8 protein-coding genes are annotated in these 15867 nt (G+C 74.5%); 6 read left to right on the forward strand and 2 right to left on the reverse strand.

Going from position 1 to position 15867, the window contains the following annotated elements:
- Positions 1-27: 27 nt before the first annotated feature.
- A complete protein-coding gene (locus tag ACF061_RS14275) occupies positions 28-2259 on the reverse strand; it encodes an MMPL family transporter (RefSeq protein WP_392267152.1) in 2232 nt (743 codons plus the stop codon).
- Positions 2260-2465: 206 nt separating this feature from the next.
- Here ACF061_RS14275 and ACF061_RS14280 point away from each other — a divergent pair, with 206 nt between their 5' ends.
- Positions 2466-3419: an ATP-binding cassette domain-containing protein gene (locus ACF061_RS14280; protein WP_392267153.1), complete on the forward strand. Its 954-nt coding sequence runs from the start codon at positions 2466-2468 to the stop codon at positions 3417-3419.
- A complete protein-coding gene (locus ACF061_RS14285; protein WP_392267154.1) occupies positions 3416-4192 on the forward strand; it encodes an ABC transporter permease in 777 nt (258 codons plus the stop codon). The genes ACF061_RS14280 and ACF061_RS14285 overlap by 4 nt, the downstream gene beginning before the upstream one ends.
- A 359-nt stretch (positions 4193-4551) precedes the next feature.
- Here the strand turns inward: ACF061_RS14285 and ACF061_RS14290 are convergent, their stop codons facing one another.
- A complete protein-coding gene (locus ACF061_RS14290; RefSeq protein ID WP_392267155.1) occupies positions 4552-5523 on the reverse strand; it encodes a LuxR family transcriptional regulator in 972 nt (323 codons plus the stop codon).
- Between the two features lie 209 nt (positions 5524-5732).
- Here ACF061_RS14290 and ACF061_RS14295 point away from each other — a divergent pair, with 209 nt between their 5' ends.
- The 4 genes from ACF061_RS14295 to ACF061_RS14310 all read left to right on the forward strand — a co-directional run bounded on the left by ACF061_RS14295 (position 5733) and on the right by ACF061_RS14310 (position 15863).
- Positions 5733-5996 (forward strand): hypothetical protein, encoded by a 264-nt coding sequence (locus ACF061_RS14295; protein ID WP_392267156.1) that lies wholly within the window; start codon positions 5733-5735, stop codon positions 5994-5996.
- 699 nt (positions 5997-6695) lie between these two features.
- The gene (locus ACF061_RS14300; RefSeq protein ID WP_392267157.1) at positions 6696-6875 is read left to right on the forward strand and encodes a hypothetical protein; all 180 of its coding nucleotides are present in this window, start codon (positions 6696-6698) and stop codon (positions 6873-6875) included.
- Positions 6876-6903: 28 nt separating this feature from the next.
- On the forward strand, positions 6904-7908 hold the full coding sequence (gene sbnA, locus ACF061_RS14305; protein ID WP_392267158.1) for a 2,3-diaminopropionate biosynthesis protein SbnA: 1005 nt from the start codon (positions 6904-6906) through the stop codon (positions 7906-7908).
- Positions 7905-15863: an amino acid adenylation domain-containing protein gene (locus ACF061_RS14310; protein ID WP_392267159.1), complete on the forward strand. Its 7959-nt coding sequence runs from the start codon at positions 7905-7907 to the stop codon at positions 15861-15863. The genes sbnA and ACF061_RS14310 overlap by 4 nt, the downstream gene beginning before the upstream one ends.
- Positions 15864-15867 lie beyond the last annotated feature (4 nt).

Below are 15867 nucleotides of genomic sequence, written 5' to 3' on the forward strand. Positions count from 1 at the left end.
TGGAAGCACGAGGGTTCCGGTCGTCGGTCATCGGCGCGCCGTCGCGTGTTCGGGAGCGAAGGGAGCCGCGGCCGGCGCCGCGTGCGCGGTGCCCGCGGCCGGGTGGGCGCCGCGCAGGAACCGCGGGGCCGCCCAGTTGGCCTTGCCGAGCAGGAGCATCACGGAGGGCAGCAGCACGGCGCGCACGAGGGTGGCGTCCAGCAGGACGGCGACCGCGAGGCCGACGCCGAGCTGCTTGAAGTCCTGCATGGCCAGGGTGCCGAAGACCGCGAAGACGGCGACCATGATCAGGCCGGCGCTGGTGACGACGCCCGCGGTGGAGCGGATGCCGTGCGCGATCGCGTCGCGGGTGGAGGCGCCGCGGTCGTAGGCCTCACGGATCCGGGAGACCACGAAGACGTGGTAGTCCATCGACAGGCCGAACAGGACCACGAAGACGAACAGCGGCATCCACGACTCGACCGCGCCGATGCCCTCGGTGCCGACCAGCGACGCGCCCCAGCCGTGCTGGAAGACGGCCGTCATCACGCCGTACGCGGCGCCCACCGAGAGCAGGTTGAGCAGGATCGAGGTGAGGGCGATGACGGGGGAGCGGAAGGAGAACAGCATCAGCAGGAAGGTGATGCCGAGGACGAAGGCGAACACCGGGACGATGCTCTTCTTCAGCTGGTCGTTGTAGTCGACGGAGAAGGCGAGGTCGCCGCGGACCAGCGCGGTCGTGCCCGGCACCTTGCCGAGGGTCTCGGGGATGAGGGTCTCGCGCAGGGTGGTCAGGGCCTTCTTGGAGGTGGCGTCGGCGCCGTCGCCGGCCAGCGGGACGCCGATCTCGGCGATGTTCTCCTTGGCGTGCACGGTGACGTCGATGGACTTGCCGGTCTGCCCCGACGCCACGGCCTTGGCGCGGAAGTCCGCGAGGGCCCGGGTCATCTCGGCGGAGGTGATGTCGCGGGCCTTGACTACGACGCCGGCCGGCGCGGGCGAGCCGGGGAACTCCTCCGCGATCTGCCGGGAGACCTTCACCATCTGGTTGTCGGCGGGCAGCAGCTTGTCCGTGCCGAGCTTCTCGGTCTTCATGCCCAGCGCGGGGGCGGCCAGCCCGAGCAGCACCACCGCGGCGAGCAGGGCGAAGACCCCGGGGCGGGCGAGGACGCCGCGCAGCAGCGCGCGGTCGCGGCGCGGGGCGGCGGACGCGGCCCGGTGGGCGCGGCGGCGGCCGATGAACGGGATGCGGCCGGCGCCGATGCGGTCGCCGAGCATGGCCATCAGGGCGGGCAGCACGGTCATGGAGCCGAGGACCGCGATGACCACGACCTCGATGGTGGCGATGGCGAAGCCCTCGAACACGGTCAGCCCGGACAGGAACATGCCGGCCATGGCGACGCAGACGGTGATGCCGGAGATCATCACGGAGTGGCCGGAAGTGGCGGCGGCGACCCGCAGCGCGGTGGCGTTGTCGCGGCCGGCGTCCCGCTCCTCGCGCTGGCGGCGCAGGTAGAACAGGCAGTAGTCGACGCCGACGGCGAGACCCATCAGGAACATCATGGAGTTGGTCATGCCGTCGACCGGGACCAGGTGGCTGGTCAGGGCGAGCAGCCCCATCGCGCCGAGGCACGCGGTCACCGCGAGGGCGACCGGCAGCAGGGCCGCGACCAGCGCGCCGAACACGGCGAGCAGGATGCCCAGGGAGACCGGCAGCGCGGTGTACTCGGCGCGCGCGAAGTCCTCGCCGAGGCTGTCGTTGATGGCCTTCAGACCGGTGGCGGCGCCGTACTGGCCGAACGTCACGTCCGGGTGCGCCGCACCGGTCTTGCGGACGGCGTCGATGACCGGCTGGATCCGGTCCGCGGCGGTGTCGGGGTCGCCCTTGACGTCGTACTGGATGAGGGCCGAGTGCCGGTCGGCGGAGATCAGGTGAGTGGTGTCGGGGGTCCGCAGGCGGTCGGCGAGGCCGGTCGCCCGGACGGCCCGCGCGGTGTCGGCGACGGCCTGGTCGAACCGCGGGCTGCCGGCCGTCAGCCGGTCGCTGTGGACGTAGATGAGCTCGCCGGCCGGCTCGGTCAGCCCGGCGTCCTCGATGATGCGCTCGGCGCGGCCCGAGTCACCGGTTCCGTAGTCCGCCTCGGTCAGGTTGACCTGGCCCGCCGCGGTGCCCAGTGTCATCACCAGGACGACCAGGACGAGCCAGCCGAACACCGCGGTTTTCCGGTGTTCGGCGCTCCACCTGCCGAGTGCGGCTGCGAGGTTCCGTTTGGCTGCCATTCGCTTCTTCTCTCCTGCGGCATGGGGGGTGCGGGTTTACCGAGAAAGCTAGGCGCAGGCCCCACGGCATTCGTAGCGATGGCGCGTGCAGCATGCTGCGGCTGCAGAGTTCTGCCATTGCATACCGGACATAACGGGCGGCCGACCGCTATTTCTCCTGCTACCTTCCAGGCTCGGAAACGAATCCATTGAGGGCGGGGAGGGACATGGAATTCGCCATTCACGCCGAGGGGCTGAAAAAGAGATTCGGCGATCACGAGGTGCTGGCCGGCGTCGATCTTCTGGTGCGTCCGGGCACGGTGCTCGGGCTGCTGGGGCCCAACGGCGCGGGCAAGACCACGACGGTACGCACGCTCGCCACCCTGCTCGAGCCGGACGCCGGCCGGGCCACGGTGGCCGGCTACGACGTGGTGCGCAAGCCGAAGGAGGTACGTCGGCGCATCGGCCTGGCGGGACAGTACGCGGCGGTGGACGAACTGCTCACCGGCCGCGAGAACTTGGTGCTGATCGGCCGGCTGATGGGCCTGGGCCGGCGCGGCGCGCTGACGCGGGCGGAGGAGCTGCTCGACGGCTTCGGGCTCCAGGGCGCCGCCGGGCGGGCCGCGCGGACGTACTCCGGCGGGATGCGGCGGCGGCTCGACCTGGCCGCCTGTCTCGTCGCCGCACCCGAGGTGCTGTTCCTCGACGAGCCGACCACGGGTCTGGACCCGGCGAGCCGGATGACGCTGTGGCAGCAGGTGCGGGAGCAGGTCAAGCAGGGCGTCACCGTGCTGCTGACCACGCAGTACCTGGAGGAGGCGGACTACCTCGCCGACCGCATCACCGTGTTCGGCTCCGGCCGGGTGATCGCGGAGGGGACCGCCGACGAGCTCAAGCGCAAGGTCGGCGAGGAGCGGCTGGAGGTCTCCGTGGACGGCGCCGAGGCGCTGGAGACGGCCGCCGCCGCGCTGGGGCGGGCGGCGTCCGACGCCCCCGTGGTCGACCGGGAGGCGCGCCGGATCGCGGTGCGGCTCGCCGACGGCATCGGCGGCGTGGCCCGTGCGGCCGCCGAACTCGACGGGGCCGGGGTCCAGGTCACCGACTTCGCGGTGCGCCGGCCGTCGCTGGACGAGGTGTTCCTGCAGCTGACCGGAGCGAGTGCCGAAGGAGCACGGCGATGAGCGACGTCCTGTCCCTGACCGGACGGCAGATGACCCATCTGCGCCGGACCCCCGAGAAGATCATCGGGGTGTCCCTCACCCCGGTGGCGATGGTGGTGATCCTCGGCTACCTGTTCGCCAGCGTCATCACCGTCAAGGGCGGCGCCTACCACGACTACGTGATGGCCGGCGTCTTCGCCCAGGTGGGTCTGGCGTGCGTCGGCAGCACGGCGATCGGGGTCGCCTCCGACCTGCGGACCGGGCTGACCGACCGCTTCCGGTCGATGCCCATCTCGCGGACCTCGGTGCTCTTCGCCTACACCCTGGCCGACCTGGTCACCGCCGCCGTCGCGATGGTCGCCGTCGCGGCCGTCGGCCTGCTGGTCGGCTGGCGCGTCCACGGCGGGGCGGGCCAGGCCCTGCTGGCCGTCGGGCTGATCCTCGGCTTCACGTACGCCATGCTGTGGCTGGGCGTGCTCATCGGCCTGGTGATGCGCAATCTGGAGGCCATCAACGGCGTCTGCGCCCTCGCCCTGGTGGTGCTCTCCTTCCTGTCCAACTCCTTCATGCCGCTGCGCGGACTGCCCGGCTGGCTGCGTGCCGTCGCCGAGTGGAACCCGGTCAGCTCGGTGGCCGAGGCCTGCCGGGTGCTGTGGCACAACGCGCCCGCGTCCGAGGGCGCGAGCCTGCCGGTACGCCATCCGGAGCTGGCCTCGGTGATCACCCTGGGGGTGCTGCTCGCGGTGGTGGTGCCGCTGGCGCTGCGGGCGTTCCGCACGGCGGCCGTGCGGTGAGCCGCGGGGCGGCGGACCGTGGACCGCGGGCGCCGCACGCGGTGCGCGCACCGCGCGTACGGCGGGCGTCGTGCGTGTCGCGTGCGCCGAGTGCGTCGCACGTGCCGCGGGTTCCACCTGCGCCGCGCCCGCCCCGTGCGCCGCGCCCACCGGGCACACCACGTGATCCGCGCGCACCGGGCGGATCATGGGGATCGGACTTCGGCCGCCGCCGTCCGGACGCCCGGGGGGTCGAGCTTCGGCCATCGTCCCCGGGCGTCCGGGGGGCGGACTTCGGCCACCCGCTCCGGGCCGGCCGGAGCGCGGCCCTCGATCCGCGCGGTCCGGGCGGCCGGAGCGCGGTCGTCGGCCGCGGTCCGCTAGGCGTCCGGGGCGTATGCCTCGGACGTCGCGCCGCGCAGCCAGCCGCGCTCCCCGGCCAGGACGCCGGCCTGGAAGCGGCTGCGGGCGCCGAGCTGGCTCATCAGCTCGGCGGTGATCCGCCGGGAGGTGCGCACCGAGACGCCGATCTTGCGGGCGACGACGTCGTCGGTGTAGCCCTGGGCCAGCAGACTGAGGATGGCCCTGGCCTGGCTGGTCAGGCCGGTGCGGCTGTCGGCGCCCGGCACCTGCCCGTACGGTGTGGCGGCCTCCCAGACGTGCTCGAACAGGGAGCACAGCGCGGAGACCAGGCCCCGGCCGCGCAGCAGCAGCGCGCCGGACGCGGTGTTCTCCGGGTCGGACGGCACGATGGCGACCCGGCGGTCGAAGACGATCATCCGCAGGGGCAGGGTGGCCGCCGTGCGCACCCGTCCGCCGAGACCGGTCAGCCAGTCGAAGTGCCTGGTCGTGTCCGGGTCGTTCAGGGCGCCCTGCAAGAAGATGCTGCGCATGTGCACCCCCCGGTCCAGCAGGTCCTGGTCCAGTGGACGGACCGCCCTGCGGGAGTCGGTGGGGTGCCGGGTGATCGGGATGAAGGCGCTCAGCTCCTCCGCGCACTCCTGTGACAGCTCCTCCAGCCGGACCCGGACGAGTTCCAGGCCGACGATCCGCTCCACCTCCAGCCCGCGCTGGTTGCGGACCGCCTGGTGGTAGCTGCCGATGAGCTCGGTCACCGCCTGGCGGCTGTTGGCGATCTCCTGCTGCCGCTCGGCCAGCCGGACCTCCTCCTGCGTCAGCAGGGCGGTCAGCCGCAGTTCCGGGTTGACGACCAGCAGTTCCCCGGCCGCCTCGCCGGAGGGCCGGACCAGCGCGAGGCGGGCCAGCTCGTCGAGGGTGGTGCGCACCCGTTCCTCGGGCCAGTCAAGATGGGCGGCGAGCCCGGGCACGTCGAGGTGGGGCTCGCTGATCATGGCTCGATACAGACTCTCCGCGTCCAACGCCAACCCGAGTATCCGCAACACCCTTCGCCCCCCTGCGAACGTATCCGGCCACACGCAGTGTGCTCCAAGGCTAGGGAGAGCCGTCAATTTGAGACACGTGTGGCGTGATCTCATCCCAAAGTTGACCGATTCGAACGACCTGATCGTCGCGGGCCGAGGAAGGGCCTTCTGCTATGTACATGATCAACGTGCGCCTGGCGCGCGGGCTCAGGCCGCTCGGCGGCCACGAGCTGTGCCGGTGCGTGCGGGAGGCGGCCGACGTACGGGGCGGTCTGCAGCACGTGTACGCGGAGATCGGCGGTGAGGGCGCGGAGCTCGTCCTCTTCCTCACCGCGGCCTCCCAGACGGCCGCCCATGCCGCCGCGCGGCGCATCATGACGCGCTCCCTGTCGGCGGAGCCGTTGCGGGGCTGGGCACTGCGGCCGGCGGTGGTCGACTTCTGATCCGGGGCGTGGCCCTGGGGGGGCACGGGCCAGAGGGGGGACGGCCCAGGGGGCCGGGCCGGGAGTCGGTGGGCCGGTGGGCCGGGCGGGCGGTCTCCGGGTCGGGTCCGGGGCAGCCGGTGGCCGGTGGCCGGTGATCCGGTCCCGGGGCGACCGGTCCGGGGACACGGCCCCGGCGGTGACCGGTTCGGGCGCCGGATCCAGCGGTAGCGGTCGGAGGTCCCGGTCCCAGCGGTGAGCGGTCCGGGGTCCCGGTCCCAGCGGTGTCCGGTGCGGGATCCCTGGCCCCGATGGCCTCCGGTCAGGGGCCCCGGCCCGGCGGTTTCCGGTCAGGGAGCCCGGTCCGGTGGCCTCCGGCCGCCGGTCGCCGCTCGCCGGTCCCCGGCCCGTCCGTCGGCCCGCCGGCCCGTCCGTCGGCTCGGGATCCGGCCGGTCGGATCGGAGGGTGGAACTCCATATCCTTTCCGTTCCGGGTTTCCGGTCGGGGAACGGAATATTCCCTTTCCCTGGCCAGGGGAGATCAATCTGGCATGACGCTGTCACGGCAGGACCCTGACACGGAAAACCCTTAACCGGCACGTGACGCGTTGTAAGAATCGTTCCACCGGACGAGATGCCCCGGAGTTTCTCGAAAAAACTTCGTGCGGGTTGTTCGTATTTCATTCATCCAGGCGAATCGAGGAATTACTCATGCGGTCAATGCTCCGAATCGCAGCCTGCACCGCCGCCCTCGTCATCTCCGCCGGCGTCGCGCCGGCCTCCGCCGGGGCGCTGACCGGCGGCCCGGCGGACGGGTCCGCCGCCGCGAGAGCCGCGGTCACCTCCGCGATTCCCGGGTCCGGCCACGCCGTCGTGCCGCACGAGCCCGAGTGGTCCTGAGGCGAGTTGACGGGGGAGGTCGGGAACCGTGCCCATCATCGGCACCCCGCAGGAGTTCCACGAGGAGGACCTCTTCGTCGACCTGCGCCAGTTGTACGGATGGCCGCTCTACCTGAAGTGCGAGGCCTTCAACTTCGCCGGTTCGGTCAAGCTGAAAGCCGCCGCCTCGATGATCGACGCGGCCGAGCGCAGCGGCGAGCTGGGGCCGCAGTCCGTCCTGGTCGAGTCCTCGTCGGGCAATCTGGGCCTGGCGCTGAGCATGATCGCCGCTGCCAAGGGATACCGCTTCATCTGCGTCGTCGACGCGCGGACGAACCTGACGACCCGCCAGGCCATCGAATCCCTCGGCGGCGAGGTGCACGTCATCACCGAGGCATCCGCCCAGGGCGGGTTCCTGGGCGCCCGGCTGGATCACGTGCGCCGGCTGTGCGCCGAGAACAGCAGCGTGATCTGGCTCAACCAGCACGCGAACGCCAACAACTGGATGGCGCACTACCGCACCACCGCGCCGGCCATCGAGAAGCAGTTCCCGGGACTGGAGCTGCTGTTCGTCGGGGCGGGCACCACCGGCACCCTGATGGGCTGCGCCCGCTACTTCAAGGACCGTCCCGGCTCCCGGGTCACGGTCGTGGGCGTGGACAGCGTCGGCTCGGTGACCTTCGGCGGCCCCGCCGGGCAACGCATGATCCCGGGACTGGGCGCCGGGGTGCGGCCCGCACTGTTCGACGAGTCGTACGTGGACGACATGGTGCTCGTGCCGGAGCCCGACACGATCCGCATGTGCCACACCCTGGCCCGCAGCGGCTTCCTCTTCGGCGGTTCCACCGGAACGGTCGTCCACGGCGCGGTGCGCTGGCTGGCCGAGCACCGTCCCGGCGAGGACGTCACCGCCGTCGCCATCTCGCCCGACCTCGGTGACCGCTACCTGGACACGATCTACCAGAGCAACTGGGTCCAGGACATCTACGGCCTCGACGAACTCGGCCTCGGAAGCGGGCCGGCCCCCGTCACATCTGGAGTGAATCAACGATGAGCGAGTCGTCCGCCCACGAACTGCCGCTCTCGCTCGCGCAGCGGGAGATGTGGTACGCCCAGCAGCTCGACCCCGGCAACCCGGTCTTCACCATGGCCGACCACCTCGACCTGCACGGCCCGTTCGACCCGGCCCGGTTCGCGGCCGCCTGGCAGCGGCTGCTGGCCGAGACCGACGCACTGCGCGCGGTCTTCACCGAACGGGACGGCGAGCCCGTACAGACCATCCGTCCGTTCGCCGCCGGGCCGGCACCGTCCGCCGCCGCCGGGAACCCGGCCGCCGAGGGCGGGCGGGAGCGGCCCGCGCCCGCCCCCGCCGGTGACCGCGGACCCGAGGCGCCCGGTGCGACCGGGCTGTTCGCCGCCGATCCGGGACGGCCCACCGGCCCCCTCGCCCCCGTCGCCGTGCCGGTGCGGGACCTGCGGGGCGAGGCGGACCCGGACGGCCGGTCGCGGCAGTCGATGGCACGGGCCCTCGCACAGGACTCCTCGCTGGGACAGGGCGCGGTCCGCTGGGAGCTGCACCGGCTGGGCGACGAGCACCACCGGTTCTACGTCTCGGCCAACCACATCCTGATGGACGGCTTCAGCCGCACCCTCTTCTACCGCCGGCTCGCCGAGCTGTACGACGGCGCCGGCGCCGGTACGCCGCCGCCGGCCCTGAGCACCCTCGTCGAGGACGAGCGGACCTACCTCGGCTCCGCGAAGCACGAGCGCGACGCCCGCTTCTGGGCCAGCCGGTTCACCGGCACCCCCGAGCCGACCCGGCTCTCCCCGCGCCGCCCCGCCCGGGCCCGGCACACGCTGCGGTGGAACTCCCCCGTCCCCGCCGCGACCGTGACCCGGTGGGAGCGGATCGCCTGGGAGAGCCGGGTCACCCTGCCCGCCGCGCTGGTCGCGGCCAGCGCCTCCTACCTGGCCCAGGCCACCGGCGCCGGCCAGGTGCTGCTCACCCTGCCGGTGCCGGCCCGGTCGACGCCGGCCGCGCGCGCGGTGCCCGGCATGCGCGCCAACTTCCTGCCGCTGCCGCTCGCCCCCGGACCCGGCCTGACCCGCGAGGAACTGCTGGAGCACACCGCGGCCGAACTGCGGGCCACCCTGCGCCACCAGGGCTACCGGGGTGACCGGCTGCGCCGCGAACTCGGGCTGTCCCAGGACGCCGAGCTGTCCTACGGGCCCACCGTCAACGTCCTGGAGTCCGGCGCCGGCTTCGCCTTCGGCGACTGCACGGCCCGGCTGCACAACCTGTCCACCGGTCCGGTCCCCGGCCTGCAGATGATCTACCTCGACGCCCCGGACGGGCGGTGGACGCTGCGCCTGGACGCCAACCCCGGCCTGTTCACGGACGAGGAACTCGCCGCGCACGGCGAGCGGCTGCTGGGCTACCTGGAGACGCTGTCGCTCGCCCCGGCCGCGCTGCCGCTGGGCCGGCTCGACGTCACGCTGCCGGCCGAGCGGCAGCGGGTGCTGGAGGACTGGAACGCCACCGGGCGCACCGGGGGCTTCACCGACGTCGTGACCCGGGTGCGCGAACTCGCCGCGCTGACCCCGGACACGGTCGCCGTCGACGACGGCGCCACCCGCCTGACCTACGCGCAACTGTGCGCGCGGGCCGACGACGTGGCCGGGCGGCTCGCCGAGTCCGGCGTCCGCACCGGCTCGCTGGTGGCGCTGGCCGCCGACCCCGGCGCGTCCTACGTGGCCGCGGTGCTCGGAGTGCTCGCCACGGGCGCCGCCTGGATCCCGCTGGACGTGCACGCGCCGGTCGCCCGCGGGGCGGCCCTGCTCGCCGACAGCGGCGCGGACGCCCTGCTGTTCGGCCCCGCCAGCGAGGGCTACGCCCACCAGCTGCTGGCCGCCGGGCAGCACTGGCCGCGGATCGTGGAACTGCGCGAGGAGACCGGCGGGGCCGGCGAGCCGGGGGCGACGCCGTGCCCGGCGCAGGCCACGGGCGACGACCTGGCCTATGTGATCTTCACGTCGGGTTCGACGGGTCGTCCCAAGGGGGCGATGGTGCACCGGGCGGGCATGGTGAACCATCTGCTGGCCAAGGTGGAGGACCTCGGGCTGACGGCGGCGGACACGGTGGTGCACAACGCGCCGGTCACGTTCGACATCTCGGTGTGGCAGATGCTGGCCGCGCTGGTGTCGGGCGGCCGTACCCGGGTGGTGCCGCGCTCGCTGGCCGCCGATCCGCAGGGTCTGTTCGGGCTGGTCGACACCGAGGGGATCACGGTCCTGGAGGTCGTGCCCTCGCTGCTGCGGGCCGCCGTCGACGACTGGGACAGCGGCGCGGCCCGGCCCCGCCTGACCTCCCTGCGGTACCTGGTCGTCACCGGCGAGGCGCTCCCCGCCGACCTGTGCCGCCGCTGGTTCGCCCACTTCCCCGGCCTCCCGCTGGTCAACGCCTACGGGCCAACCGAGGCCTCCGACGACGTCACGCACGCCGTCCTGCGCTCCGAGGCCGACCTCGGCGACGTACGCGCCCCCATCGGCGCGGCGATCCGCAACACCCGGCTGTACGTGCTCGGCGACGGCCTGCGGCCGGTGCCCGTCGGCGCGCCCGGCGAGCTGTACGTCGGCGGGGTCGGCGTGGGCCGCGGCTACCTGGACGATCCGCGGCGCACCGCCGCCGTGTTCGTCGCCGACCCGTTCGCGGCCGAGTCCGGCGCCCGCATGTACCGCACCGGCGACCGGGTACGGCACCTGCCGGACGGCCGGCTGGAGTTCCTGGAGCGCGTCGACCACCAGGTCAAGATCCGCGGCCACCGGATCGAGCTGGGCGAGGTCGAGGCCGCCCTGCGCTCCGTGGCCGGGGTCGCCGACGCCGCCGTGGACGTCGCCGTCGACAGCGCGGGAACGACCCGGCTGGCCGCGTTCGTCACCGGCGACGTCGACGTCGCCGAGGTGAAGGCGCGGCTGGCGGACACCCTGCCGGACTACATGGTGCCGGCCGCCTTCGTCCTGCTGGACAGGCTGCCGCTGACCGCCAACGGCAAGGTCGACCGCAAGGCGCTGCCGGAACCCGAGTTCGCCGCCGGCCGCACCGGACGCGCCCCGCGCACCCCGCAGGAGCAGGTGCTGTGCGCGGTGTTCGCGGAGGTGCTCGGCGTCGGACAGGTCAGCGTGGACGACGACTTCTTCGACTTCGGCGGGCACTCGCTGCTCGCCACCCGGGTGATCAGCCGGGTCCGGCTGCTGCTGGGCGTGGAACTGCCGGTGCGCGCGCTGTTCGAGGCCCCCACCGTCGCCGGGCTGTCCGAGCGGCTGGCCGGGGCCGGCGCCGCCCGTCCCGCGGTGACCGCGCGGCGGAGGCCGGCCGAGCTGCCGCTGTCCTTCGCACAACGGCGGCTGTGGTTCCTGGACCGGCTGGACGGCGGCGCGGCCGTCGGCTACCACCTGCCGAGGGCGGTCCGGCTGACCGGACGGCTCGACCACGACGCGCTGGCGGCCGCCCTCGGGGACGTCGTCGAGCGGCACGAGTCGCTGCGCACCGTCTTCCCCGAGCGGGACGGCCACGCCGTGCAGGTGGTGCTGGACGCCGCGGCGAGCCGCCCGGAGCTGCCGGTCACCGCCATCGGGCCGGACGAGCTGGACGCGGCGCTCGCCGAGCGGTCGGTGCGCCCCTTCGACCTGGCCGGCGAGCTGCCGCTGCGGGCCGAGCTGTTCGCGCTCTCCGAGCGGGAGCACGTCCTGCTGGTGGTCCTGCACCACATCGCCGGCGACGGCTGGTCGGTGCTGCCGCTCGCGCGGGACCTGCGCACCGCGTACGCCGCCCGTACCGCCGGGGCGGCCCCCGACTGGGAGCCGCTGCCCGTCCAGTACGCCGACTACACGCTCTGGCAGCGCGACCTGCTCGGCGACGTCGCCGACCCCGGCTCGCTCGCCGCCCGCCAGCTCGCCTTCTGGCGGGACGCACTCGCCGGGGTGCCGGACGAGCTGACGCTGCCCGCCGACTTCCCGCGGCCCGCGCTGCCCAGCTACCGCGGCGGCCGGATCGACTTCCGGCTGGACCGGGAACTGCACCGGGCGGTCACCGACCTGGCCCGTGCCACCGGCGCGAGCGTCTTCATGGTGCTCCAGGCGGCGCTGGCCGCGCTGCTGCGCAAGCTCGGCGCCGGCCACGACATCCCGCTCGGCACCCCGGTCGCCGGCCGCACCGACGCCGCCCTGGAGGGGCAGGTCGGGTTCTTCGTCAACACGCTGGTGCTGCGCACCGACGTCTCCGGCGACCCGGCGTTCCGCGAACTGATCGGCCGCGCCCGCGCCGCGGACCTGGCCGCCTACGCCCACCAGGACCTGCCCTTCGAATGGCTGGTCGACGCGCTGGGCCCGGAGCGCTCGCTGGCCCGCCAGCCGCTGTTCCAGGTGCTGCTGGCGCTGCAGAACAACGCCTCCGCCGACCTGGCGCTGCCCGGCACCCGCGCCGAGACCACGGCCGTGCCCACCGGCACCGCCCGGTTCGACCTCGCCTTCGAGCTCACCGAGGAGCACGACGCCGCGGGCCGTCCCGACGGCGTCGGCGGACTGCTGGAGTACAGCGCCGACCTGTTCACCGAGGCGACCGCCGCATCGCTCGCCGCCCGCCTGGTGACGTTCCTGCGCGCGCTGACCGAGCGGCCCGACGAGGCGCTCAGCGGCTTCGACGTCCTGCTGCCCGAGGAACGCGCCCGCCTGCTCGGCGAGTGGAGCGGCCTCGGCGTCGCCGGGCCCGAACCGACCACCGTGCCCCGGCTGTTCGCGGCCCGGGCGGCGTCCGCGCCGGAGCGGACCGCGCTCGTCCTGCCCGACGGCACCACCGTCGGCTACGGCGACCTCGCCGACCGGGTGCACCGCCTCGCCCACCTGCTCACCGAGCGCGGCATCGGCCCCGGGCAGGTCGTGGCGCTGATGGCGGACCGGTCGGCGCAGACCGTCACGGCGCTGCTGGCGGTGCTGGCCGCGGGCGCCGCCTACCTGCCCGTCGACCCCGCCTACCCCGACGACCGCATCGCGTACCTGTTCGACGACGCCCGTCCGACGGCGGTGCTGACCACGGCGGCCGTCGCCGGCCGCGTCCCGCCGACGGCGCCCGGGCCGCTCGTCGTGGACGGCGACCAGGTCCGCGCGGAGCTGGCCGGCCGCCCCACCCGCGTTCCCGCGCCGGGACCGGCGCCCACCGACCCGGCGTACGTCATCTACACCTCCGGCTCCACCGGCCGCCCCAAGGGAGTGGTCGTCGGCCACGCCTCCGTCACCGCGCTGACGGCCGAGGCCGCCCGGTTCGGGGTGCGCGAGGGCACGCGGGTGCTCCAGTTCGCCTCGCTCGGGTTCGACGCGGCCGCCTGGGAGGTGCTGACCACGCTGGTGACCGGCGGGGTCCTCGTCCTGGCCGACGAGCGGCGGCGCGGACCGGGCGAACCGCTGGCCGACCTGCTCACCGAGGCGGAGATCGACGTCGTGTGCCTGCCGCCGGCGGTCCTGGCCGCCTGGCCGGAGGACCGGCCGGTGCCGTCCGGCATCACCGTGATCACGGCCGGCGAGGCCTGCCCGCCCGCGCTGGTCGAACGGTGGGCCTCGGCCGCCACCCTGCTCAACGCCTACGGCCCGACCGAGACCACCGTCTGCGCCACCGTCAGCGCCCCGCTGACCCCCGGCGGCCGGCCGCCCATCGGCCGCCCGCTGGCCGGCACCGTCGTGCACGTCCTCGACGACGACCTGCGGCCCGTCCCGGTCGGCGTGAGCGGCGAGCTGTACGTCGGCGGCGCCGGCCTGGCCCACGGCTACCTCGGCCGCCCCGGGCTGACCGCACAGCGGTTCGTCACCGACCCGCACGGCACGCCCGGCGCCCGCATGTACCGCACCGGCGACCTGGTGCGCCGACGGGCCGACGGCGACCTCGACTACGTGGGCCGCGCCGACGACCAGGTCAAGCTGCGCGGCTTCAGGATCGAGCCGGGAGAGGTGGAGGCGGCCCTGCTGACCCACCCGGAGGCGGACCGGGCCGCGGTCCTCGTCCGCGAGGACCGCCCCGGCGACCGGCGGCTGGTCGCCTACGTCGTCCCGGCGGCCGGCCGGACGCCCGTCCCGGCGACCCTGCGCGCCCATGTGGCCGAACGGCTGCCCGACCACATGGTCCCGGCCGCCGTGGTGCTCCTCGCGGACCTGCCGCTCACCGCCAACGGCAAGGTGGACCGCCGCGCCCTGCCGGCGCCCGACTACGCCGACGCCACCCGCGGCCGCGCGCCGGGGACGGAGCGGGAGCGGGTGCTGTGCGCGGTGTTCCAGGAGGTGCTCGGCCTGGAGCAGGTCGGCGCTGACGCCGGGTTCTTCGACCTCGGCGGCGACTCGATCAGCTCCATCCGGCTGGTCGGCCTCGCGCGGGCGGCCGGCCTGCTGTTCACGGCGCAGGACGTCTTCGTGCACCGCACCCCGGCCGCGCTGGCCGCGGTCGCCCGTCCCGTCGGGGAACGGACGGTGCGCGGCACGGACGACGGCGTCGGCAGCTTCGCGCCCACCCCGATCGCGCACTGGCTGCGCGGCTTGGGCGGCCCGTACGACGGCTTCCACCAGGCCGTGGTGGTGCGGACCCCGCGAGGCGCCACCCGGGCCACGCTGGCCGCCGCGCTCCAGGAACTGGTCGACCACCACGACGCCCTGCGGATGCGGCTGTCGGCCGGCGAGGGCGACGGCGCCTGGACGCTGACGGTCCGCGAGCCCGGCACGGTCAACGCGCCCTGGCTGCTGGCCCGGGAGAACACCTCCGGCCTCGGCGCCGACGCCCTGGCCGACGCGGTGACCCGGGCGGCGCGGCGCAACGCCGCCGAACTCGCCCCGCGCGAGGGCACGATGGTCAGGGCCACCTGGCTCGACCCGGGCGCCGGCCGGCCCGGCCGGCTCGTGCTGACCCTGCACCACCTGGTGTGCGACGGCGTCTCCTGGCGGATCCTGCTGGACGACCTGCGCCAGGCCCACGAGGCGGTCGCCGCGGGCCGGCCGGTGCGGCTGGAGCCGGTCGGCACCTCGGTACGGCACTGGTCCGGGCTGCTCGCCGAGGAGGCGACCCGCCGCGCGGGCGAGGCCGGCTGGTGGCGGTCGATGCTGTCCGGGCCCGACCCGCACCTCGGCTCGCGCCCGCTCGACCCCGCCCGCGACACCCACGCCACCGCCCGCACCCTGCGGCTGACCCTGGAGCCCGAAATCACCCGGGCCGTCCTGACCGAGGTGCCCGCCGCGTTCCACGCGGAGATCAACGACGTGCTGATCACCGCCTACGCGCTGGCCGTCGCCGACTGGCGGCGCCGCACCCGCGCGGACGGCGACGCGGTCCTGGTCGAGGTCGAGGGACACGGGCGCGAGGAGATCGCCGACGGCGTCGACCTCGGCCGTACCGTCGGCTGGTTCACCACCACCTACCCCCTGCGGGTGGACCTCGGCGCGCCCGACTGGCCGGAGGTGTGGGCCGGCGGACCGTCGGCGGGCCGGGTCCTCAAGCAGGTCAAGGAGCAGCTCCGGGCGGTGCCCGACCACGGCATCGGCCACGGCGTCCTGCGCCACCTGGCACGGCCGGGCGCGGTCCCCGGGCACACCCCGCAGCTCGGCTTCAACTACCTGGGCCGGCTGCCCGCGCCGGCCGACGCCGACTGGGCGCCGACGGCCGAGTCCGCGCTGGTCGCGGCCGGCGCCGACGCGGGACTGCCGCTGCCGCACCTGCTGGGCCTGAACGCGGTGACCGAGGACGGTCCGGACGGGCCGCGCCTGACGGCCGCCTGGACCTGGGCGGGCGAGGCGCTGGCCGAGGCCGACGCGACCGACGTGGCCCAGGGCTGGTTCCGGGCGCTGCGGGCGCTGGTCGCCCACGCCCGGAACCCCGACGCGGGCGGCCACACACCCAGCGACCTGGACCTGGTCGAGCTGAGCCAGGACGAGCTGGACGCATTCGAGATCGAGACGGACGACTGGGGGGCATCCCTGTGACACG

The organism is Streptomyces sp. NPDC015220, assembly GCF_043079345.1.
Classification (GTDB): Bacteria; Actinomycetota; Actinomycetes; order Streptomycetales; family Streptomycetaceae; genus Streptomyces.

Bases quoted from the DNA above. Each gene is read 5' to 3' on its own strand.
- ACF061_RS14310 (WP_392267159.1), top strand. From the start codon at position 7,905: ATGAGCGAGTCGTCCGCCCACGAACTGCCGCTCTCGCTCGCGCAGCGG.
- ACF061_RS14275 (WP_392267152.1), bottom strand. From the start codon at position 2,259: ATGGCAGCCAAACGGAACCTCGCAGCCGCACTCGGCAGGTGGAGCGCC.
- ACF061_RS14290 (WP_392267155.1), bottom strand. From the start codon at position 5,523: ATGATCAGCGAGCCCCACCTCGACGTGCCCGGGCTCGCCGCCCATCTT.
- ACF061_RS14300 (WP_392267157.1), top strand. From the start codon at position 6,696: ATGCTCCGAATCGCAGCCTGCACCGCCGCCCTCGTCATCTCCGCCGGC.
- ACF061_RS14285 (WP_392267154.1), top strand. From the start codon at position 3,416: ATGAGCGACGTCCTGTCCCTGACCGGACGGCAGATGACCCATCTGCGC.
- ACF061_RS14280 (WP_392267153.1), top strand. From the start codon at position 2,466: ATGGAATTCGCCATTCACGCCGAGGGGCTGAAAAAGAGATTCGGCGAT.
- ACF061_RS14295 (WP_392267156.1), top strand. From the start codon at position 5,733: ATGATCAACGTGCGCCTGGCGCGCGGGCTCAGGCCGCTCGGCGGCCAC.